The sequence below is a fragment of the Campylobacter sp. CFSAN093249 genome, assembly GCF_011067895.1.
Lineage (GTDB): Bacteria > Campylobacterota > Campylobacteria > Campylobacterales > Campylobacteraceae > Campylobacter_D > Campylobacter_D jejuni.
Genome location: NZ_JAAMWM010000003.1, coordinates 47,362 through 68,304 on the forward strand (window position 1 = coordinate 47,362; position 20,943 = coordinate 68,304).

At 31.3% G+C, this 20,943-nt stretch carries 23 protein-coding genes; 12 read left to right on the forward strand and 11 right to left on the reverse strand.

The window, feature by feature from the left end; genetic code table 11:
- Positions 1 to 3: 3 nt before the first annotated feature.
- Positions 4 to 534 carry a hypothetical protein gene (locus FBF10_RS02110; RefSeq protein WP_002887937.1) on the forward strand — a complete coding sequence of 177 codons (531 nt, stop codon included), beginning with the start codon at positions 4 to 6 and terminating at the stop codon, positions 532 to 534.
- A gap of 44 nt (positions 535 to 578) precedes the next feature.
- On the opposite strand, the gene fldA is transcribed toward FBF10_RS02110, so the two are convergent.
- The 3 genes from fldA to FBF10_RS02125 are packed head-to-tail and all read right to left on the reverse strand — an operon-like array spanning position 579 to position 2,082.
- Positions 579 to 1,070, reverse strand: a complete 492-nt coding sequence (gene fldA, locus FBF10_RS02115; protein WP_165433889.1) for a flavodoxin FldA — start codon at positions 1,068 to 1,070, stop codon at positions 579 to 581.
- Positions 1,070 to 1,765: a hypothetical protein gene (locus tag FBF10_RS02120; RefSeq protein ID WP_165433890.1), complete on the reverse strand. Its 696-nt coding sequence runs from the start codon at positions 1,763 to 1,765 to the stop codon at positions 1,070 to 1,072. The genes fldA and FBF10_RS02120 overlap by 1 nt, the downstream gene beginning before the upstream one ends.
- Positions 1,766 to 1,767: 2 nt before the next feature.
- Positions 1,768 to 2,082: a DUF2325 domain-containing protein gene (locus tag FBF10_RS02125; protein ID WP_002855637.1), complete on the reverse strand. Its 315-nt coding sequence runs from the start codon at positions 2,080 to 2,082 to the stop codon at positions 1,768 to 1,770.
- A 171-nt stretch (positions 2,083 to 2,253) separates the two neighbouring features.
- Here FBF10_RS02125 and FBF10_RS02130 point away from each other — a divergent pair, with 171 nt between their 5' ends.
- Together FBF10_RS02130 and FBF10_RS02135 are read left to right on the forward strand one after the other, a co-directional pair.
- Positions 2,254 to 3,678 carry a catalase gene (locus tag FBF10_RS02130; protein ID WP_020247106.1) on the forward strand — a complete coding sequence of 475 codons (1,425 nt, stop codon included), beginning with the start codon at positions 2,254 to 2,256 and terminating at the stop codon, positions 3,676 to 3,678.
- 56 nt (positions 3,679 to 3,734) lie between these two features.
- Positions 3,735 to 4,205: a Cj1386 family hemin-binding protein gene (locus FBF10_RS02135; protein WP_002855628.1), complete on the forward strand. Its 471-nt coding sequence runs from the start codon at positions 3,735 to 3,737 to the stop codon at positions 4,203 to 4,205.
- Here the strand turns inward: FBF10_RS02135 and FBF10_RS02140 are convergent, their stop codons facing one another.
- Positions 4,206 to 4,862: a transcriptional regulator gene (locus FBF10_RS02140; RefSeq protein ID WP_165433891.1), complete on the reverse strand. Its 657-nt coding sequence runs from the start codon at positions 4,860 to 4,862 to the stop codon at positions 4,206 to 4,208.
- 167 nt (positions 4,863 to 5,029) lie between these two features.
- On the opposite strand from FBF10_RS02140, the gene FBF10_RS02145 reads away from it, so the two are divergent.
- From FBF10_RS02145 to feoB, 7 genes are all read left to right on the forward strand, one after another.
- Positions 5,030 to 5,392, forward strand: coding sequence for a RidA family protein (locus FBF10_RS02145; RefSeq protein ID WP_002779137.1), 363 nt, complete (start codon positions 5,030 to 5,032; stop codon positions 5,390 to 5,392).
- Positions 5,393 to 5,395: 3 nt separating this feature from the next.
- Entirely contained in the window at positions 5,396 to 6,835 is a 1,440-nt protein-coding gene (gene dcuC, locus FBF10_RS02150; protein WP_002887942.1) for a C4-dicarboxylate transporter DcuC, read from the forward strand.
- 12 nt (positions 6,836 to 6,847) lie between these two features.
- Entirely contained in the window at positions 6,848 to 8,011 is a 1,164-nt protein-coding gene (locus FBF10_RS02155) for a PLP-dependent aspartate aminotransferase family protein (RefSeq protein WP_002887944.1), read from the forward strand.
- Between the two features lie 9 nt (positions 8,012 to 8,020).
- Positions 8,021 to 9,388 carry an adenylosuccinate lyase gene (gene purB / locus FBF10_RS02160; RefSeq protein WP_002887946.1) on the forward strand — a complete coding sequence of 456 codons (1,368 nt, stop codon included), beginning with the start codon at positions 8,021 to 8,023 and terminating at the stop codon, positions 9,386 to 9,388.
- A gap of 8 nt (positions 9,389 to 9,396) precedes the next feature.
- The gene (locus FBF10_RS02165) at positions 9,397 to 10,737 is read left to right on the forward strand and encodes an MmgE/PrpD family protein (RefSeq protein WP_002887947.1); all 1,341 of its coding nucleotides are present in this window, start codon (positions 9,397 to 9,399) and stop codon (positions 10,735 to 10,737) included.
- Between the two features lie 81 nt (positions 10,738 to 10,818).
- Positions 10,819 to 11,043, forward strand: coding sequence for a ferrous iron transport protein A (locus FBF10_RS02170; protein WP_002779147.1), 225 nt, complete (start codon positions 10,819 to 10,821; stop codon positions 11,041 to 11,043).
- Positions 11,040 to 12,881, forward strand: a complete 1,842-nt coding sequence (gene feoB / locus FBF10_RS02175) for a ferrous iron transport protein B (RefSeq protein WP_002887948.1) — start codon at positions 11,040 to 11,042, stop codon at positions 12,879 to 12,881. The genes FBF10_RS02170 and feoB overlap by 4 nt, the downstream gene beginning before the upstream one ends.
- Here feoB and FBF10_RS02180 read toward each other — a convergent pair.
- Genes FBF10_RS02180 through gap form a run of 5 tightly spaced genes read right to left on the reverse strand, consistent with a single transcriptional unit; the run spans position 12,878 to position 18,074 of the window.
- Positions 12,878 to 14,371 (reverse strand): hydrogenase small subunit, encoded by a 1,494-nt coding sequence (locus FBF10_RS02180; RefSeq protein WP_002887951.1) that lies wholly within the window; start codon positions 14,369 to 14,371, stop codon positions 12,878 to 12,880. The genes feoB and FBF10_RS02180 overlap by 4 nt on opposite strands.
- A gap of 3 nt (positions 14,372 to 14,374) precedes the next feature.
- Positions 14,375 to 15,199 (reverse strand): enoyl-ACP reductase FabI, encoded by an 825-nt coding sequence (gene fabI, locus FBF10_RS02185; protein WP_002887956.1) that lies wholly within the window; start codon positions 15,197 to 15,199, stop codon positions 14,375 to 14,377.
- 3 nt (positions 15,200 to 15,202) lie between these two features.
- On the reverse strand, positions 15,203 to 15,874 hold the full coding sequence (locus FBF10_RS02190; protein ID WP_002887959.1) for a triose-phosphate isomerase: 672 nt from the start codon (positions 15,872 to 15,874) through the stop codon (positions 15,203 to 15,205).
- The gene (locus FBF10_RS02195; protein WP_002875244.1) at positions 15,871 to 17,073 is read right to left on the reverse strand and encodes a phosphoglycerate kinase; all 1,203 of its coding nucleotides are present in this window, start codon (positions 17,071 to 17,073) and stop codon (positions 15,871 to 15,873) included. The genes FBF10_RS02190 and FBF10_RS02195 overlap by 4 nt, the downstream gene beginning before the upstream one ends.
- 2 nt (positions 17,074 to 17,075) lie before the next feature.
- Positions 17,076 to 18,074 carry a type I glyceraldehyde-3-phosphate dehydrogenase gene (gap, locus tag FBF10_RS02200; protein ID WP_020247110.1) on the reverse strand — a complete coding sequence of 333 codons (999 nt, stop codon included), beginning with the start codon at positions 18,072 to 18,074 and terminating at the stop codon, positions 17,076 to 17,078.
- A gap of 59 nt (positions 18,075 to 18,133) precedes the next feature.
- On the opposite strand from gap, the gene nadD reads away from it, so the two are divergent.
- Complete coding sequence (gene nadD / locus FBF10_RS02205) at positions 18,134 to 18,679, forward strand: nicotinate (nicotinamide) nucleotide adenylyltransferase (protein ID WP_002887966.1); 546 nt, start codon at positions 18,134 to 18,136, stop codon at positions 18,677 to 18,679.
- 27 nt (positions 18,680 to 18,706) lie between these two features.
- Positions 18,707 to 19,033, forward strand: coding sequence for a ribosome silencing factor (gene rsfS, locus FBF10_RS02210; RefSeq protein ID WP_002887968.1), 327 nt, complete (start codon positions 18,707 to 18,709; stop codon positions 19,031 to 19,033).
- Between the two features lie 30 nt (positions 19,034 to 19,063).
- Here rsfS and FBF10_RS02215 read toward each other — a convergent pair whose 3' ends face one another.
- Both FBF10_RS02215 and pgmL read right to left on the reverse strand, forming a co-directional pair.
- Positions 19,064 to 19,441 (reverse strand): DUF1090 family protein, encoded by a 378-nt coding sequence (locus FBF10_RS02215; protein ID WP_002860386.1) that lies wholly within the window; start codon positions 19,439 to 19,441, stop codon positions 19,064 to 19,066.
- 46 nt (positions 19,442 to 19,487) lie between these two features.
- A complete protein-coding gene (pgmL, locus tag FBF10_RS02220; RefSeq protein ID WP_002887971.1) occupies positions 19,488 to 20,858 on the reverse strand; it encodes a phosphoglucosamine mutase PgmL in 1,371 nt (456 codons plus the stop codon).
- Positions 20,859 to 20,943 lie beyond the last annotated feature (85 nt).

The window sequence follows — 20,943 nt, forward strand, 5'->3', positions numbered from 1 at the left end:
CTAATGTCTAAAATTACTTTAATTTTAAGCTTTTTTATAGCACTCTTTATGAGTGCTTGCACCAATGCAACTTTCATACAAAGCTTTATTCAAACAAGCAATGAAGGCATTTTTATCAGATCACAAAAACAACAAAGTTTTAAAATTTCCTTTCAAAATCCTAGCCAACTTCGAACTACTTTGGATAGAGATTTGGCTTTAAAACTTAAAAATTTAGGCTTAAAAGAAGTAAAAGAGAATGCAGATTATGAAATTTTAATCAATCTTGTAGATATGAAAAAGCATTCTTATGCTCAAAAAATCACAACTTCAGCAAGATTTTTTTATGATTTTGATCCTTTGGAAAGTGATGGAGAATGGATGGTAGAAAACTACTATACTATGCAAGTTAATTTACAAATCAACTCTGAAAATCACAATTCTCAAAAAACAAGTCTTCTTGCAAGAACAGCTTATCTTGGAAATAAAGAACGCTGTCAATTATCTTTAGAAAATAAAATTATAAATCAAATAGTGAGTTTTTTTTATTTTTAAGAAAAGACAATCAAGAGTATAAAAACTCTTGATTTTAAGAATTATTAAGTAAAATAAGGTTTGATTTGTTCTATCCAAGCATCAATTCTTGATTCAGTTTGATCCTCTTGATTATCATTGTCAAGAGCAAGTCCAACAAATTTACCATCTACAACCGCATCACTTGCTTCAAATGTATAACCATCAGTTGAAACTTCTCCTACCAAATTTGCGCCTGCATCTTTTAAATTTTGAGCTAATTTACCCATGCCACCACAAAAAGTATCAGAATAACTTTCACTATCACCCATACCAAATACAGCTACGGTTTTTCCACCGAGACTAAGCCCTGAAAAATCAAAACCATCCCAATCATCTTGTAAATCACCACTTCCCCAAGTTGAAGTTCCACAAATTAATTTATCGTAAGAATTCATTTTAGCCGCATCAATATCTGAGATATTAAAAACATCGCTAATTCCAAGTTTTGAAGCAATTGTATTAGCCGCTCCTTCTGTATTTCCCATAGCACTACCATAGATTACTGCTACTGACATTATTTTCTCCTTATAATTTGATTTGATATTTTATACGGAACTAATTTTAACATAGTTTTGTTTAAATCACACAAAAAATGTTTTATTTCAATAAAATGTGTGAAATTTTTGTTACGCGGACAAACAATATAAAATTTTTCAAAATTGTTTTCTTTTATTAAATTCAATAATCCATGAATTTCATTTTCAATTTTTAAATTATGTGTATTAATCTCTTTGCAAAGTGGTAAAATTGCAAATTTCTTATCTATTATAATAAGATCACCATCTTGATCTATATTTTTTTCATTATTTTGAAAAGAAACCTTATCATAAACATAAGAGCTAAATAAAATTTGCGCATCAAAACAAATGCCATAAAGATAAATTCTTAAAAGTCTTAAAAAATCGACATTCTTAGATATTTTAGTATTAAAAATCAAGCTTTTTCTTTTTTGAAAGCAAAAAGCGTATGCATTAAGCTTGATATTTATATTTTGAATCTTACCAAATGAAACATGCATTATATCATGTAAAAAATTTTCAAATATCATTTTTAAACTCTTGGTATTTTTTGCATATAAAAGAGGAATTTTTAGATCGCTATCAACGCTCGCATTATATTGAGTTAAAAAAGTCAACATAAGCTCTTGATTGTTTAAATAGCGATAAATTTGCGGTATAAATTCTTGCTTATCATCAAATCCAAATAACATCTTTAACCTTTATAGCAAGAAAATTCTTTATTAAGATTAAAAATTTTACAATATTCACAATACACACAACTTACACTTCTTTTTGCACAAACTAATGGAATTTTACGCTTTTTAGCTTCATTTTTGATTTTTTTCATAGTATTATGATTTAAAAAGCTTGTTAACATTACTATACATTCTGTATCACAAGGAATTGGCTTGCGATTAACTCTATTTTCATTACGCGCATCCCAGTGTTCTATTTTTTTAGCACCTAAATCATGTAAAACAGCTCTAATAGGAGTGATTTCATCTGCACCAATAACCAAAACTGACATAAATTCTCCTTTGTGATTTTTAAAATATATTTTGATAATTATTATTATAATATAAAAAAACTAAATTTATTTTGAAATTTATTATCAATAAAATGCAATTATTCAGTTAATTTTAATTTTTAATAGATATAATTTACTAATTGATAAAATTTATTATTTTAGGAGAAAACAATGAAAAAATTGACTAACGATTTTGGAAACATTATAGCCGATAACCAAAATTCATTAAGTGCAGGCGCAAAAGGACCTTTGCTTATGCAAGATTATCTTTTGCTTGAAAAACTTGCTCATCAAAATAGAGAAAGAATTCCAGAAAGAACCGTTCATGCCAAGGGAAGTGGGGCTTATGGAGAAATAAAAATCACCGCTGATTTATCTGCTTATACTAAGGCAAAAATATTTCAAAAAGGAGAAATAACTCCTCTTTTCCTACGCTTTTCTACTGTTGCAGGTGAAGCAGGTGCAGCAGATGCTGAGCGTGATGTACGTGGATTTGCCATTAAATTTTACACCAAAGAAGGAAACTGGGATTTAGTAGGAAATAATACTCCAACTTTTTTTATCCGTGATGCGTATAAATTTCCTGATTTCATTCATACTCAAAAAAGAGATCCAAGAACTCATCTAAGAAGTAATAATGCTGCTTGGGATTTTTGGAGTTTATGTCCTGAAAGTTTACATCAAGTAACCATTCTTATGAGCGATAGAGGAATTCCTGCAAGTTATCGTCATATGCATGGATTTGGAAGCCATACTTATAGTTTTATTAATGATAAAAATGAAAGATTTTGGGTGAAATTCCATTTTAAAACCCAACAAGGGATTAAAAATCTTACCAACCAAGAAGCTGCCGAGCTTATAGCAAAAGATAGAGAAAGTCATCAAAGAGATCTCTATAATGCTATAGAAAATAAAGATTTTCCAAAATGGAAAGTTCAAGTTCAAATTCTTGCTGAAAAAGATATAGAAAAACTTGGATTTAATCCTTTTGATTTAACAAAAATTTGGCCTCATAGTCTTGTGCCTTTGATGGATATAGGCGAAATGATTCTAAACAAAAATCCTCAAAATTATTTTAATGAAGTTGAACAAGCTGCCTTTAGTCCAAGCAATATCGTTCCTGGAATTGGCTTTAGCCCTGATAAAATGTTGCAAGCTAGAATTTTTTCATATCCTGATGCACAAAGATATAGAATAGGAACTAATTATCATCTTTTACCAGTAAATCGTGCAAAAAGCGAAGTGAATACTTACAATGTCGCTGGTGCTATGAATTTTGATAGTTATAAAAATGATGCTGCTTATTATGAACCAAACAGCTATGATAATAGCCCAAAAGAAGACAAAAGCTATCTTGAACCTGATTTAGTCTTAGAAGGCGTAGCACAAAGATATGCTCCACTAGATAATGACTTTTATACTCAACCAAGAGCTTTATTTAATCTTATGAATGATGATCAAAAAACTCAACTTTTTCATAATATCGCCACTTCTATGGAGGGAGTTGATGAAAAAATTATCACTAGAGCTTTAAAACATTTTGAAAAAATTTCACCTGATTATGCAAAAGGAATTAAAAAAGCTTTAGAAAAATAATTTTTACTTGCCACTTTTGGTGGCAAACTAAAGATTATAATAATTAAGGAAAAACAATGACAACTCTTAGTTTAGAAGAAGAAAAAAGATTTGAAGAGCTTTGTAAAATGGCTTTTAATTTTGCAAGAAATAATGAATATGAAAATCTTAAAATCATGATAGAAGCAGGTTTAAATGTAAATTTAAAAACTCATAAAGGCGATAGCTTGCTTATGCTTGCAGCTTATAATAATTCTTATGAAAGCGCTAAAATGCTTTTAGAAAAAGGTGCAAAAGTAGATGAAAAAAACGATCGTGGACAAACCCCATTAGCGGGAGTTTGTTTTAAAGGATACTTACCTATGTGTGAACTTTTAGTTAAATATGGAGCAAATATTGACGAAAACAATGGTTTAGGAATGACACCTTATACCTTTGCTATTATGTTTGGACGCAAAGATGTGGCAGAATTTTTACTCAAAAAATCTAAAAATAATTTTTTAAAGAAAATGAGCCTAAAAATACTAAAATTTATCAAAAAATTTTAGTTATTTTTTAAATTTCTTCAGATACCTATAAACACTAGGTTCTGAAATTTTTAAAAATTTTGCTACGATAGGAACCGCTCCTTTTATATTAAAAATACCTTTTTCATATAGCTTTTCAGCAATTTCTTCTTTTTGAGCAATGCTTAATTGATAATCAGAATTTAAATAACTAGAATCTACACTTTGAACTAAAATATCCTCTATCGAGTGACTTAATGTTTCTATGCTTGAATCATTTTGAGAAAAACTAATATTTCCTAAAATATCACCCATATCTCCAATTTTTTCTAAATCAATCATCTTGCATATTAAATCTCTCATAATGCTAGTATCATGATTGATACACAAAATACCTACTAATTTGTCATGATTTTTAATAAAAAAAGTAGACCCTCTAATTAATTTTGATTTTCTAACAAGAGCCTTATAATCACATAAAAAATCTTTTTCTAAATATTTTTTATTTTGCATAAGCTCACTTGCAAAAGCAGTCAAGGGAGAATCTAAACTTCTTCCACTAATGTGACTGTTAGCAATTGCTGCAATATAGGCCCCATCTTCAGTAATTACATGAAAAACTATCTCATATTGCTCACCTAAAACTTCTCCTAAAAAATATGTCAACTTTATAAATTGTTGTTTTTGTCCCTCATCCATAAAACTGCCTTCAATAAAAAATTAATATAATATTAAATTCTACTCTTTATACTTTAAAACATTTCTTAAAAATAAAATTTTATTATTATGATAATAAACTATTGACAAATTATTATTGTAGTGATAAAATGCATTCTGTTTAATCTATATTTAACAAAGGAGAATTCATGTCAAACTATCCAAAGGCCATTGGTCCATACTCAGCTTATAGGGAAGCAAATGGACTTTTATTTATATCAGGACAACTTCCTATCAACCCTGCTTCAGGAGAAATAGAAAGCTCTGATATCAAAGAACAAACCAAACAATCTTTAAAAAATATCGGTGCTATCTTAGAAGAAAATGGTATCAGTTATGATAAAGTGATTAAAACCACTTGCTTTTTAGCTGATATTAATGATTTTGTAGCATTCAATGAAATTTATGCTGAATTTTTTAAAGCTCCTTATCCAGCAAGAAGTGCTTTTGCAGTAAAAGATCTGCCAAAAAAAGCTAAAGTAGAGATAGAGATCATCGCTCAAAAAGGATAAAACATGCTAGGTATTGTTTTTTCTTTATTTAGTGTTTTTTTACTTGTTTTTATGCTTTATAAAAAAATCAATGCTCACATGGCATTGCTTTTAAGTGGTTTACTTTTACTTTCCTTAGCTGCTATTTTTGGACTTTCTCCACACATTGTCGCTAAAGGTTCTTTAAATTTAGGTTTTTTTGATATTTTTCAAGTTTTTAATCAAACCATGTCAAGTACATTAGCAGGACTTGGACTTACACTTATGACTATAGCAGGTTTTTCTGCTTATATGGATCATGTAGGGGCTTCTTATGCACTTTTTAAAGTTTTTGAAAAACCTTTAAAAGCCGTAAAATCTCCTTATGTTTTACTCATAGTTGCTTATTTTATCGTGCAACTTTTAGTTCTTTTCATCCCTTCTCACGCAGGCTTGGCACTTTTACTTATGGTTACTATGTATCCTATACTTGTACGCTCTGGTGTTTCAAAACTTTCTGCCTTAAGTGTGATTGCGATTTGTCAATATATCGATCATGGACCTGGAAGTGGAAATGTGATCATGGCGTCAAAAGTAGCTGAAGTTGATCCTGCAATTTATTTTTTTCATTATCAACTCCCTACAACCTTGCCTATCATTATAGCTGTAGGTATTGCGATATATCTTTGCAATAAATTTTTTGACAAAAAAGATAATTTTGTCTTCAATGCACAAGAAATTGAAAAAGAACTAAATGAAAATGAAGGCAAAGAAAAAGAACTTAAAAAGCCTCCTAGAATTTATGCGATTTTACCTATAATTCCTTTGGTTTTAATCCTAGGATTTAGTTCCGTGCTTGATAGCATCTTGGTTTTAATGGGAATAAGTAGTGCCCAAGAAGTTAAAGCAGCTGCTAGTACTGCCATTAAAATGAATGTTCCAGTAGCAATGGTGATTTCAACTTTTGTGGCTATTATTTTTGAAATGATACGCTATAAAAGTATAGTAGAAACTCTTAATTCTATTATGATTTTCTTTAAAGGAATGGGACATTTATTTGTTATCACAGTTTCACTCATCGTTTGTGGTCAAGTATTTGCAAGCGGTCTTTTATCTGTAGGTTTTGTAGATACTTTAATAGAATTTTGCAAAAATGCAGGATTTGGAGTTTTGGCTATTATTATCGCCGTTTCAATCTTGCTTGCAGTTTGTGCTTTCTTAATGGGTTCAGGAAATGCGGCATTTTTTAGCTTTGCTCCACTTATCCCAAATATAGCAAAACACTTTGGAGTTGAAACTATCACCATGATAGCACCAATTCAAATTATGACAGGCTTTGGAAGATGTGTTAGTCCTATTGCACCAGCGATTTTAGCTATCTCAGCTATTGCAAAAGTAAGTCCTTTTGCCGTGGTTAAAAGAACAGCTATTCCTATGCTTGTAGCGGCTATTGTAAATGTTATTATGACTTATATCTATCTTTAAAAAGGAGAAAAAATGAACTCAAAAACTAAACTTATTCATTGTGGCAGAGGCGATCAAGGCGCTGAAGTAAGATCAGTCAATCCTACACTTATGCGTGCATCAACCATACTTTTTAAAGATCACGCAACTTGGCAAAAATACAGAGAATTAAGAAAAACAGATCGTGTTTTAAGCTATGGGGCTAGAGGAACAACAACCAATTTTGAACTTGAAAAACTTATTTGCACTCTAGAGGGTGGTTATAGAGCACAACTTTTCCCAACAGGACTTGCAGCATTAGCTATGGTGCTTTTAAACTATGCAAGCAAAGATGCGCATTTTTTAATCACCGATGCAATTTATGGTCCTGTAAGAACGATTTGCGAATTATTTTTAGAAAAAATGGGTATTGAAATTGATTTTTTAAAAGCTGATGCAAGTGATGTAGAAGAAAAAATCAAACCTAATACCAAGCTTATCCTATGTGAAAGTCCAGGTTCTATACTTTATGAAATCATAGATTTACCAAAACTTTGCAAAATTGCCCATGCGCATAATATCCCTGTAGCTATTGACAATACTTATTCTAGTGGATATTTTCTAAATCCTTTAGAACTTGGAGTGGATATTTCAGTTATCGCCGCTACAAAATATCTTAGCGGACACTCTGATGTAACCATGGGTATAGTAGTAATCAACGAAAAAGAATGGAAAAATTTTGACAAACTTCCAGAAGCTTTAGGCTTTACAACAAGCCCTGATGATGCTTATTTAGTTCTTCGTGGTATGAGAACTTTAGATGTAAGAATGAAAGCTCATGAAAAAAGTGCAGATGAAATCGTAGAGTTTTTACAAACAAGAAAAGAAATTAAAACTATTTTCTATCCAAAACTCAAAACCCATCTAAACCATGAAATTTTTATGCGCGATCATAAAGGTGCTAACGGTATGGTTACTATCGAATTTGCAGAGGGTTATAGTAAAGAAGATGCTATTAAATTTGTAGATGAGTTAGAATATTTTTCTATAGGTGCTAGCTGGGGTGGCTATGAAAGTTTAGCAACTGTAACTACTCCACCAAGAACTGCAACAGACTGGAGCAAAAGAGGTCCATTTGTAAGATTTCATATAGGACTTGAAGATACTAAAGACTTGATTGCTGATTTAGCTAAGGCTTTTGATAGTATTAAAAAATAAGGAAATAAAATGACTGGAATTAGCGTATTTGATCATAAATTATTAGCAGATTCATGGAGCACGCAAGATATGCGTGCTGTTTTTTGTGAAGAAAATCGCGTACAAAAATGGCTTGATGTTGAAGCAGCATTAGCAAAAGCACAAGCAAAACTTAATATCATCCCCCAAGAAGCAGCAGATGAAATTGCAAAAAAAGCTTATTATAAATTTATGGATATGGATTTTATTTTTAATGAATTTAAAAAAACCAAACATCCTTTAGTTCCTACTGTTAGGGGATTAGAAAAAGCTTGCGATAATAATCTAGGCGAATATGTACATTTTGGGGTAACCACTCAAGATATCATTGACACAGGACTTGTTTTGCAATTTAAAGAAGCTATGACTCTTGTAAAAAGCGAATTAAAAGCTATCGCAAAAGCCTTAGCAAAACTTGCTAAAACACACAAAAATACTGCTATGATGGGAAGAACTCTTGCTTTACAAGCTTTACCGATTACCTTTGGGCATAAGGTAGCCATCTGGCTTAGCGAGCTTGATCGTCATTTTGAAAGAATACTTGAACTTGAAAAAAGACTTTATGTAGGCAGCATAGTAGGAGCTGTTGGAACCAAGGCTAGCTTAAGTGATGAATGTAATGAAGTAGAAAAACTGACTTTAGAAAATTTAGGACTTGAAGTACCTAATATCTCTTGGCAGCCTGCACGCGATCGTTTTATAGAGCTTGGTTTTGTACTAGGCAATATCAATGCAACTTTTAACAAAATCGCTCATCAATTACTCATACTCTCACACAATGAAATCGATGAGGTAGCAGAACCTTTTGGCAAAGGACAAGTAGGTTCTAGCACTATGCCACACAAAAGAAATCCTGCAGTAAGTGAAAATGCTGTAACCGTAAGCAATGCCTTTAAAGCAAATTTAGCCATTTTGAGCGACATAGAAAGACATGAGCATGAAAGAGATGGACAAGTTTGGAAAATGGAATGGAAACTTTTACCTGAAATGTTTTTAATGCTTTCTGTGGTTTTAGCAAATATGAAATTTGCTCTTAGTGACTTAGAAGTTAAAAAAGATAAAATGCTTAAAAATCTTGACACTCTTAAAGGCTTTGTACTAGCAGAACGCGTTATGTTTGCACTAAGCGATCATTATGGTAAGCAACACGCCCATGAAATTGTTTATGAAAATGCTATGCTAGGCATTGAACAGCAAAAAACTTTCAAAGAAGTATTGCTTGCGGATACAAGAGTATCTCAAGTTTTAAAAGAAAAAGATATCGATGCTTTACTTGATGCAACAACCTATGTAGGATATGCACCTAAACTAGTAGATGAATTTTTAGAAAAAATTCAAAATCATGCTATTTTACAATAGGAAAAACGATGTTGTATAGCGAAATTTTGGCGGATTTTATTTTCAATCTTCAGTATGAAAATATCCCTGATGCAGTCGTTCAAAGAGCTAAAGAGCTTATGCTTGATAGCCTTGGAACGGCTATAGCAGCAAGCAAGGAAGAATGCGTTTTAAACGCCTTTAAAGCTTTTGAAAATTTAAGCACAGAAAAAAATACCCCTGTATGGGTAAATGATAAAAAACTAGATCCTATTTATGCAGCCATGCTAAATGGTATTGCTTCCCATGCACTTGATTTTGATGATACACATACAGAAGCGATTTTGCATGCAAGTGCGATTTTAACTCCTCTTTGTTTAAGTTATGGTTTTCATATCAGTAAAGATGCTAAAAAAATTATAAAAGCTTTTATTGTTGGCTGGGAAGTTGCTGCTAGAGTAGGCATTGCAAGCAAAGGAACTTTCCACAAGCGTGGTTTTCATACCACTGCTATTGCAGGAATTTTTGGAAGCGTAAGTGCAAGTGCAATCTTGCTAGATCTTAACAAAGAACAAATCATCAATGCTTTAGGACTTGCTGGAAGTTTTGCAAGCGGAATTAATGAGTTCTTATCTAATGGTTCTAATTCAAAAGTCTTGCATATAGCAAATGCTATTAAAAATGGAATTTTAGTCGCTAACTTTGCTAAAAATAACATGAGTGGACCTTTGAGTATTTTTGAAGGTAGAGATAATATCTTTAAATGTTTTGGTATAGAACAAGAATGTGATAAAACAGAACTTGATAAAGGCTTGGGTGAAATTTGGCAAAGTATGCAAGTTTCGATAAAACCTTATCCAAGTTGTCACTTTGCTCATGGTCTTATTGATTGTGCCATAGCTTTAAAAAATGATGGCTTACAAGCAGATGAAATCAAAAGCATTCGTTGTTTTGTAGATGAAGTTCCTATTTCTTTTATTTGTGATCCTTTAGAAGCAAAATACACTCCAAACAGTGCTTATGAGGCCAAATTTTCTATGCCTTTTTTAATGGCTCTAGGATTCTTTGATAGTAAAATCACTCTTGAATCTTATAAAAATTTAAAGCGTGAAGAAGTACTAGAATTTGCTAAAAAAATCAGTTACGAAAAAAGGAAATCTCAAGGCTTTCCAAAATATTTTCCAGGGCATTTAGAAGCCAGTTTGCAAGATGGACGCATAATCCAAAAAGATGTTTTTATCAATAAAGGTAATTTTGATAATCCACTAAGTTTTGAAGAATTAAAAGCTAAATTTTTAGCCAATGCACAAATTTACCTTGATAATACTAAAGCTAACAAAATTCTAGATCAAATCATCAATCTAGAAAATTTAAACCACTTTTCTTTTTAAATATTTATCCTTCTTTTTACAAGAAGGATAATTTCATTACACTTTTTTATTATAATATTTATTATTAATTTAGGAATTACAATGACTTTAAACGAGTTAAAAGATGGACAAAAAGCTATTATTGTCAATTTAAACGCTCACAAAGAACTCAAAAATAGACTTTTAAGCTTTGGATTTATTAAAAATAAAAACTTGAAAAAAATTCACTCCTCTTTAAAAAATGCCACCATAATGGTAGAACTTGATACAAGTTGTGTTATCCTAAGATCTGATGAAGCTAAAACCATAGAAGTGAATCTTATATGAAAAAAATCAAAATAGCCCTTGTAGGTCAGCCTAATGTAGGCAAAAGTCTTCTTATTAATGCGCTTTGCAAAGCTAATATGAAAGTAGGAAATTTTAGCGGAGTTACTATAGAAAAAGCAAGTGCAAAAACTTTTTACAAAAACTATGAATTTGAAGTCATTGATTTACCAGGAACTTATTCTTTAGATGGATATAGCGAAGAAGAAAAAATCACACGTCATTTTTTAAATCAAAATGACTATGATGTTATTGTTAATGTTTTAGATGCCACCAATTTAGAACGCAATCTTATCCTTAGTGCAGAACTTTTAAGCCTTAATAAAAAAATGCTTTTGGCTTTAAATATGTGCGATGAAGCCAAAAAAGAAGGTATAGAGCTTGACACTTCTGTTTTAAGCCAAGAATTTCAAAGTCAAGTTGTTGAAATTTCAGCAAAAACAAAAGAAAATTTAGAACTTTTGCTGCAAAAAATTATTATTTTATTTGAAAGTAAATTTATTCCAAGATCTCAATTTTATACTCCACTTTGTGAAAAAAGTCCAGAGAAAGAAGATTTATTATATTTTATTAATGAACTTTCAAAAAAAATTATCACGCACAAAAAAGAAGAAAGAAATTTAACCAAAAAAATCGATGCCTTACTTATCCATAAATTCTTTGGCTTACCTATATTTTTATTTTTAATGTGGCTTTTATTTCAACTCACCTTTAGTTTAGGACAAATTCCTATGGATTATATAGAATCAGGCTTTAATGCCTTAGGTGAATTTGTTAAAAACAATATTTCTAATACCTTCATCGCTTCAGCTTTGGCTGATGGGATTATCGCAGGTGTTGGTGCTGTGATACTTTTTTTGCCTAATATAATGATTTTATTTTTAGGCATAGCTCTTTTAGAAACCACAGGCTATATGTCAAGAGTAGCTTTTTTACTTGATGGGATTTTACATAAATTTGGTTTGCATGGTAAAAGTTTTATTCCACTAATCACTGGCTTTGGTTGTTCGGTACCTGCTTTTATGGCTACACGCACTCTTAAGAACAAAAGAGATAGGCTTTTAACTCTTTTTGTGATCAATTTTATGAGTTGTGGGGCAAGACTTCCTGTATATGTGCTTTTTATCGGTGCTTTTTTTCCAAGTGAAAAAGCAGGAAATTATCTTTTTGGAATTTATATTTTAGGTGCGATTTTAGGACTTTGTGCTGCAAAATTTTTAAGAATGACAGCATTTCGTGGACTTGATGAACCTTTTGTTATGGAAATGCCAAAATATCGTATGCCAAATTGGCATTTAGTTTGGTTTATGGTTTATAATAAAGCCAAAATGTATCTTAAAAAAGCAGGAACTTTCATACTTTTGGCCTCTTTGCTCATATGGTTTGCTAGCAATTTTCCAAAAAGTGAAGAAAATTTAAATGATTTTAATGCTCAAGAAAGAGCTATAGAACAAAGTTATTTAGGACAATTTGGCAAAGGCATAGAACCTATTTTTAAACCCCTTGAGTTAGATTGGAAATTAAGCGTATCTTTAATCAGTGGTTTGGCCGCTAAAGAAGTGATGATTTCAACTATGGGAGTACTTTATTCACTAGGAAAAGATGTAGATGAAACAAATAATGATTTAAAAGGAATTATCACTAAAAATATACCTATACCAAGTGCAGTGGCTTTTATTTTATTTGTAATGATTTATAATCCCTGCTTTGCAGCAACTATAGTTTTTTCAAAAGAAAGTGGAAAGCTAAAATACACTCTCTTTCTCTTTCTTTTTACCTGCACAAGTGCTTATATAGTAGCTTTTATAGGGCTTCATATTGCTAAAATTTTATTAAATTAACTTGCTTTTAATGATGAAATTTTAGTAATATTATCTTCAAAAGCTTTTAAAATACTATAAGCAATACCTTCAAAATCAAGCCCACCGCAAAGATAGATTAAAGTCATACGAAAAGATTTACTCACATCAAGCTTTGGTTTTTCGGCATTCATATTTAACTTAAAATCATAAGGACTTGCATGTTTAAAAGCATAATTTTTTGCCGCAATTAAAAAATCATTCTTATCTTTTAAAAATGCGCCTTTAACCAAAATAAAACTCATCTCAAGATATTTCCAAAAATCTTTTGAAGGCATAGGAATTTCATCAAAATTTTGTTCTATAAAAGCATAGTTTTTCTCAAAGGATTTTTTATAATTTTCTACAAGCGAAGCACCTAATTTATTTTTAGCTATATTTTGTAAAATAAGTTTTATATTGCTTTCAAATTCAAAACCTATTTGTTCTAAAATTTTAATTTGCTCTTCTAGAAAAAATTCTTGTTTTAACTCTTCATTGCAAAGTTTAGCGTAAGAAAAAATATTTGCCATAGGTTTTTCATAATTCCCAAACTCATCCCAAAAATTTTTCTCACTACAGGCTATACAACCATGTCCTGCAGCCACTGGCCAAGAAGTTTTAGCATTAAATTTCACTTTAGGACAGTTGTTGTAAGTATAAGGTCCTTTACAACCTATCTTAAATAAACAAGCTCCATTCTTTGCAGCTTCATCGTCAAAATGTTCAGCAAAAATCCCACTTTCAAATTTCGCCTTTCTTTCACACATATCATGCAAACATTTACCATAAGCCCACACAGGACGATTTTGCTCATCAAGTTCAGGCAAAACTCCAAATAAAGCAAAAAAACTTAAAGTCGCAATGATATTTATATCACTTGGAGGACAACCTGGAATATTTACCACTTTCTGACTTAAAACTTCGCTAATACCACAAGTTTTACTAGGATTTGGATAAGCAGCCTGAATACCACCATAACTTGAACAAGTACCCACTGCAAAGATAGCCTTGGCTTTAGCGGCTAGTTTTTCTAAAATTTCATAGCCACTCTCTCCTTGCGCTCCTATAGTAAGAAAAAAGGTATCAATGGCTGCAACACCACCTTCAACCGCTAAAATAAAATCTTCTTCTAAAACATACTCTAAAAGCTCTTCAGCCTTAGTGCCATTTGCCGCCATTAAAGTTTCATGATATTCTAAAGAAAAAAAATCAAAAATAAGCTCATCAAAACTTGGCAACTCAGAACGCAACAAACTCTCGCTACACCCTGTACATTCACAAAGATGAAGCCATACTAACTTTGTTTTAGGTGCGATTTGAAAAAATCTTTGAGCAAGAGCTGGAATTTCATTACCTAAAGATAAATGCCTAGCAAGAATTTTTACACTTTCTTCATTGATAACCTTATCCTCTTTTAAAGTAGAATTCTCAAGTTTTTTAATGCGATCTTCAAGTATATTTTTTAATTCTTCATTGCTAAGCTTTGCCATTTTTTATCCTTTTTGATTATCCCAACAAAGAACAGTTTGCCCTTCTTCATTTTTTTCAACATCGCCCATACCCATGATGTTATATCCTGCATCAACATAATGTATTTCACCTGTAACACCATTTGCCAAATCACTAAGTAAATACATAGCCGAATTTCCTACATCTTCTATGCTAACATTGCGTTTTAAAGGAGAATTGATTTCATTGTATTTTAAAATCATTCTAAAATCCCCTATTCCACTTGCTGCTAAAGTTTTAATAGGACCTGCTGAAATAGCATTAACACGGATTCCTTTTACTCCTAGATCTCTTGCTAAATAACGCACAGAACTTTCAAGTGCAGCTTTTGCTACACCCATAACATTATAATGAGGTACATATTTAACCCCACCAAGATAACTTAAAGTCAAAATCGAACCCTTGTCTTTTAAAATAGGTAAAACCGCACGCGTTAAAGAAAGTAAAGAATACACAGAAGTTTGCATAGCTATATCAAAAGCTTCTTTTGAAGTTTCTAAAAAAGAATTTTCTAAAGCTTCTTTTGGAGCAAAAGCAACCGCATGCACTACAAAATCAATCTCGCCTAAATCTTTTTTGATTTTTTCAGCGATAGAATCTAAATGCTCATTATTATTTACATCAAGCTCATAAACAAAATTAGAATTAAACTCTTGTGCTATAGGTTCTACGCGTTTTTTTAAAGCATCATTTAAAAAAGTAAAAGCAAGCTGGGCTCCTTGATCAAAACATGCTTTTGCTATGCCATAAGCAATAGATTTATTATTTGCAACCCCTACAATAAGGCCTTTTTTACCCTTCATAATCATCTTTTATCCTTTGATTAATTTTATAAAATTTTCTACTTTTAAAGCTGCAGAGCCTATCAAAACTCCGCCACAATATTTTACACTTAAAATTTCTTTGATATTATTTTCATTCACACTTCCACCATAAAGCAAAGGTACCTTGGTTAAACTCGCTAAAAATTCAAGCACTTTAGCGATATCTGTACTTTGTGCACTCACTCCCGTTCCTATAGAATAAATAGGTTCATAAGCAATAATGAGTTTTTCATAATTTAAATCAATAATTTCAAGTTGTTTTTTTAAAAACTCTAAAGTCTTGCCTGAATTTTTTGTATCTAAATTTTCACCTATACAAAAAACAATTTTATAGCCATGCTCTTTAGCAAAATCAAATTTAGCCTTAATAAATTCTTCATCTCCTAAAGCTCTTCTTTCAGAATGCCCGATTAAAACACATTTGATCCCAAATTCGTCCAAATGCTCTTTTCCAAGCTCGCCTGTAAAAGCACCATTAACGCAAGGATAAAAATTTTGCGCTCCTTGTATGAAGTTATTTTCATTTTCTAAAAATGCTACACTAGGTGGGAAAACGATAATATCATCACATTTTGCTCTCATAGTTTTATTTAAAATTTCAGCATAAATTTTAAAACTTGCTCTTGTGTGATTGCATTTTAAATTTGCAGCAAAGATCATTCATTTTCCTTAGATCTTAAAGCTTTTACGCCTGGAAGTTCTTTACCTTCTATAAGTTCAAGAGAAGCACCACCTCCAGTGGAAATAAAAGTCATTTCATCTGCATCACCTGCACGCGCAACCACATCAGCCGTATCACCGCCTCCAACAACAGAAGTTGCATGTCCTTCGCTGATATAATGACTCATTTTAATGCTACCTTTTGAAAATTTATCAATTTCAAAAACACCCATAGGTCCATTCCACCAAATCGTTTGCGCATCAGAAATCACCTCTTTAAAAAGTCTCACGCTTGCAGGTCCTATATCTAAACCCATCCAACCATTTGGAATTTCTTGCGCTGGAACAAATTTCATCGGTGCATCTTGTGAACACGCAGGAGCGGCTACAACATCTACTGGAAGATAAATTTTTACTCCTAAATTTTTACCTTTAGTAAGAATTTTATTAGCTTCTTCTAAAAGCTCTTCTTCTAAAAGTGAATTTCCTATATCATAACCTAAGGCTTTTAAAAAAGTAAATGCCATACCTCCGCCTATGATTAATTTATCTACCTTTGGTAATAAATTTGTCAATGCTTGAAGTTTTCCACTTACCTTTGAACCTCCAACAACAGCAACAAAAGGACGTGCTGGATGTTTGATAAGATTGCTTGCAAAATCAATTTCTTTTTGGAGTAAAAATCCTGCGCCTTTGTGTTTTTCATCAAAAAAATTAGTAATAGCCTCCACGCTAGAATGTGCTCTATGGCATACTCCAAAAGCATCATTGATATAAACTTGAACCATAGAAGCAAGTTCTTTGGCTAAATTTTCATCATTTTTAGTTTCGCCTTTTTCAAAACGCAAATTTTCAAGAAGTAAAATTTCACCTGCTTTTAAATTCATAGCTTTGGTTTTTGCATCTTCGCCGATAACATCTTTTGCCATAATAATTTCTTTATCTAAAAGTCTAGCAAGACGCTTAGCCACAGGTTCTAAAGAATACTTGGAACTAATTTCTTTTGGACGCCCTAAATGAGAGGCTAAAATCACACTGCAACCATTATCCAAACAATATCTTATCGTAGGAATAGCTGATCTTATGCGTCTATCATCAGTGATGTTTAAAAAATCATCTTGAGGAACATTAAAATCACATCTTATAAAAACTTTTTTCTTAGCTAAATCAATATCTTTTATAGAAATAATATCACTCATGATTAAGCCTTATTTGCAATATATACTGCCATATCTACTAGACGACTTGAATAGCCCCATTCATTATCATACCAAGCAATTACCTTGATAAAATCATCCGCAATCACTTGAGTTAAATCACTTGCCACAATTGCTCCATAAGAACAAGTGATAAAATCACTTGAAACTCTTTCATCATCATCCACCATTAAAATGCCTTTTAAATTTGTAGTTGCAGCTTTTCTGAAAGCTTCATTGATTTCATCTTTGCTAACTTTACGGCTTAGTTGTGCGGTTAAATCCACGCTTGATACATCAATCACTGGCACACGCATACTTTGTCCGTGAAGCTTGCCATTAAGCTCAGGCATAACAAGTTTCATAGCTTTTGCTGCACCTGTAGAAGTTGGAATGATATTTTGTGCTGCAGCACGAGAACGGCGTTTATCTTTAGCTTTAGCATCAATAATACTTTGTCCATTTGTATAAGCATGTATTGTTATCATAAGTCCTTTTTCGATGCCAAAACTATCTTGTAAAACACGACAAACAGGACCTAAACAATTTGTTGTACAACTTGCATTAGAAATAATGCTTTCACCCTTGTAAAGTTCTGAATTTACTCCTAAAACATAAGTAGGTGTATCATCTTTTGCAGGAGCACTCATGATAACTTTTTGCACTCCCATATCTATAAATTCTTGACATTTTGCCATAGTTAAATGCGCCCCTGTGCACTCTAAAACAATTTGTGCGCCGTGTTTTGCAAAGTCAAGATCTTTTACATTGCGACTTTTAAATACTTTGATTTTTTTACCATTTACTACTAAATCATCACCTTCGCTATCAACACTGCCTTTAAATTCACCATGTACTGTATCGTATTTAAAAAGGTATTTTGTAAGTTCAATATCCGTAGTATCATTTATCGCCACAAGCTCAATATCATTTCTTTCTAAGATGATTCTTGCAACACATCTGCCTATGCGTCCAAAACCATTTATAGCAACTTTTACAGCCATTTAATTTCCTTTTGCAAAATATAATGTTAATATTCTACAAAAAAAAGGTTAAAATTTTAATGAAGATAGCACTTTTTGGTGGCAGTTTTGATCCACCACATAATGGACACAATAGTGTTGTTTTAGAGGCTTTGGAAATATTAGATATTGATAAGCTTATTATTATGCCTACTTATATCAATCCTTTTAAACAAAGCTTTAGTGCTGATGAAAAGCAAAGATTTTTATGGGTTAAAAAACTTTGGGGACATTTGCCAAAAGTTGAAATTTGTGATTTTGAAACCAAGCAAAAACGCCCTGTTCCTAGTATAGAAAGCGTTAAGTATCTTTATAAGCTTTATAATCCTAGTGCATTTTACCTTTTAATTGGTGCTGATCATTTAGAAAAACTTCATCTTTGGCATGATTTTAAAAAACTCAATTCTTTAGTAGAATTTGTTATTGCTAATCGCAACGATATAGAAATTCCTAAGAATTTCAAAGATTTAAAAACCGATAAAAAAATCGCTTCTTCTTTCATACGCAACACTTTAAATACAAATGAAGTCTGCGAAGAAATTAAAGATGAAGTAAAAAAATATTATGAAAAATTACAAAAAAATTGATACAATTTCAAAAATTAAAGGACAATAATGCAAGAAAGAATAGATTTAATCGTTAAAATTTTAGATGAAAAAAAAGCTGAAGATATCAAAACCATTGACATGAGCAAGCAAGAATACTTTGTAAAATATGTCATTATTGCAGCCACTTTAGGAGAAAGACACGCTCTATCCTTGATCGATGAGCTTAAAACACAACTTAAAGCCAAAGGTGAGGAATTTTTAAACATAGATAGTAGTGAAGAATGGAGCGTGATTGATCTTGGTGATATTTTAATCCATCTTTTAACACCAGAACACAGAGGAATTTATAATATAGAAGAATTATTAGAAAATCTTAAAAAAGGTAGGGTTTAAAAAAGCTAAATTTAATTAGCCTTTTAATTTTTAGAGATTATCAATATATTCTTTAATTTCTTTTTTAATTTTCTCTTTTTGTTCTTTTAAAGCTTCTTTTTTAGCTTTATACTCAGCCTTACTCATATAATCTTTTTGTTCTTTCAAGGCATCAAGTTCTTTTTCGATTTTTTCCACTTCTTGTTCTTTAAGTTTTTTAGCTTCTAACTTTTTATCATAAAACATAGGATCTTTAGCACAATCATTTTGTACTTGTTTTAAAGCAAGCTCTAAGCTTAAAGTTCTAGCTGTATCATTATGCGCTTTAGAAAAACTGATTTCTTTATTGATACGATCGATTTTTCTATCACATTCACTTGCACCAAAAGCAAAAGCACATAGTGTAAGTAGAATAAGTATTTTTTTCATTTTTAATTCCTTTTTAAAATAAATTAAATCGCGGAATATTATCTCATCAATTCTTAAATCTAGCTTTTATATCATTAAACAAAGTAAATACCATACTTTCAAGCTCTTTTGCTCTTTCTAAAGATGTTGCCTCAAAGCGTGTGATAAGATAAGGGCTGGTATTAGATGCACGAAGTAAAGCCCATCCATCGCCAAAATCTATCCTAGCTCCATCAATTTCACAAAGACTTTTAACACCTTTTAAAGCTCCTTTTTCAATCTCTTTTTGAAATTCTTCCACAAGTTTGAATTTTTCTTCTTCATTTACAGGAATTTTAATTTCAGGTGTAGTATAAAGTTTTGGTAAAGCTTTAATCATACTTTCTAGATCAAAACCTTTATAAACAAGCTCCAAGGCTCTTAAAAATGCATAAATTCCATCATCATAACCAAAATATCTATGTTTAAAGAAAATATGCCCACTCACTTCAGCAGCTAAATCAATATCTTTTTCTTTCATCATTTTTTTGATATTAGAATGTCCTGTTTTTCCCATAAAAATAGTTCCAAATTTAGCCACTTCATCAAAAAGATTTTTAGAACATTTTACCTCGCCTAAAATGCGTGGATTAGGGATATTTTTAGCAAACAAATAACAAAGCTCATCCCCACAAAATACATGAGTTTTACTTAAAGCAACCATTCTATCAGCATCCCCATCAAAAGCAAAAGCCAAAGAATAATCTTGATTTTGATTTAAAAATTCTCTAATCGCACTTAAATTTTCTTCTTCTGTAGGATCTGGGGCATGGTTTGAAAACTGTCCATCAGGCTCTGCAAACATTACATGAGCTTTTAAATTTAAAGCTTTGATTAAAGGCTCTATCACCACTCCAGCCGCACCATTTGTGCAATCAACACCAAATTTATAATTAAAATCCTTTAAAAAACTAAATTGCTCGCACATAAATTTCACATAAAGGCTTAAAATATCGTATTTTTCTACTTCTAAATTTTCTTCAATATCATCATCTAAATGCTTATAAACTTCTTTTGAAAACTCTTTTAATTCCACGCCAAAAAAACTTTCTTTATTGATAGTGATTTTAAAACCATTATAATCTTTTGGGTTATGAGATCCTGTTATCATAACATTTGCATCAAATTTCAAGCCCTCATAAAGACTAAAATATCCCAATGGAGTTGGCACAAGCCCTATATCATAGATTTTTATTCCCGCTTTGTTAAGTCCACTCACTAGATAATTAAAAAGTTCATTTGCACTATATCTTGCATCATAGCCCACACTTACATTTTTACAGCCTTTATTTAGCATGGTTTGTCCTAAGCAAAAACCTATAGCCTTAACACTTTTTTCATTCAGTTCTTTGCCATAAAGTCCTCTTATATCATATTCTCTAAAAATCACATCTAACATTATTTTCCTTCAAATTCATCTCTTCTTTAACCTAAATTTATCGTTTTTCTAAAGCAAATTTGGATAGAAAAGAAATTTTTGCTAC

Coding starts and splice junctions, on each gene's coding strand:
- FBF10_RS02110 (WP_002887937.1), top strand. CDS start 4: ATGTCTAAAATTACTTTAATTTTAAGCTTTTTTATAGCACTCTTTATG.
- fldA (WP_165433889.1), bottom strand. CDS start 1,070: ATGTCAGTAGCAGTAATCTATGGTAGTGCTATGGGAAATACAGAAGGA.
- FBF10_RS02120 (WP_165433890.1), bottom strand. CDS start 1,765: ATGTTATTTGGATTTGATGATAAGCAAGAATTTATACCGCAAATTTAT.
- FBF10_RS02125 (WP_002855637.1), bottom strand. CDS start 2,082: ATGTCAGTTTTGGTTATTGGTGCAGATGAAATCACTCCTATTAGAGCT.
- FBF10_RS02130 (WP_020247106.1), top strand. CDS start 2,254: ATGAAAAAATTGACTAACGATTTTGGAAACATTATAGCCGATAACCAA.
- FBF10_RS02135 (WP_002855628.1), top strand. CDS start 3,735: ATGACAACTCTTAGTTTAGAAGAAGAAAAAAGATTTGAAGAGCTTTGT.
- FBF10_RS02140 (WP_165433891.1), bottom strand. CDS start 4,862: ATGGATGAGGGACAAAAACAACAATTTATAAAGTTGACATATTTTTTA.
- FBF10_RS02145 (WP_002779137.1), top strand. CDS start 5,030: ATGTCAAACTATCCAAAGGCCATTGGTCCATACTCAGCTTATAGGGAA.
- dcuC (WP_002887942.1), top strand. CDS start 5,396: ATGCTAGGTATTGTTTTTTCTTTATTTAGTGTTTTTTTACTTGTTTTT.
- FBF10_RS02155 (WP_002887944.1), top strand. CDS start 6,848: ATGAACTCAAAAACTAAACTTATTCATTGTGGCAGAGGCGATCAAGGC.
- purB (WP_002887946.1), top strand. CDS start 8,021: ATGACTGGAATTAGCGTATTTGATCATAAATTATTAGCAGATTCATGG.
- FBF10_RS02165 (WP_002887947.1), top strand. CDS start 9,397: ATGTTGTATAGCGAAATTTTGGCGGATTTTATTTTCAATCTTCAGTAT.
- FBF10_RS02170 (WP_002779147.1), top strand. CDS start 10,819: ATGACTTTAAACGAGTTAAAAGATGGACAAAAAGCTATTATTGTCAAT.
- feoB (WP_002887948.1), top strand. CDS start 11,040: ATGAAAAAAATCAAAATAGCCCTTGTAGGTCAGCCTAATGTAGGCAAA.
- FBF10_RS02180 (WP_002887951.1), bottom strand. CDS start 14,371: ATGGCAAAGCTTAGCAATGAAGAATTAAAAAATATACTTGAAGATCGC.
- fabI (WP_002887956.1), bottom strand. CDS start 15,199: ATGATTATGAAGGGTAAAAAAGGCCTTATTGTAGGGGTTGCAAATAAT.
- FBF10_RS02190 (WP_002887959.1), bottom strand. CDS start 15,874: ATGATCTTTGCTGCAAATTTAAAATGCAATCACACAAGAGCAAGTTTT.
- FBF10_RS02195 (WP_002875244.1), bottom strand. CDS start 17,073: ATGAGTGATATTATTTCTATAAAAGATATTGATTTAGCTAAGAAAAAA.
- gap (WP_020247110.1), bottom strand. CDS start 18,074: ATGGCTGTAAAAGTTGCTATAAATGGTTTTGGACGCATAGGCAGATGT.
- nadD (WP_002887966.1), top strand. CDS start 18,134: ATGAAGATAGCACTTTTTGGTGGCAGTTTTGATCCACCACATAATGGA.
- rsfS (WP_002887968.1), top strand. CDS start 18,707: ATGCAAGAAAGAATAGATTTAATCGTTAAAATTTTAGATGAAAAAAAA.
- FBF10_RS02215 (WP_002860386.1), bottom strand. CDS start 19,441: ATGAAAAAAATACTTATTCTACTTACACTATGTGCTTTTGCTTTTGGT.
- pgmL (WP_002887971.1), bottom strand. CDS start 20,858: ATGTTAGATGTGATTTTTAGAGAATATGATATAAGAGGACTTTATGGC.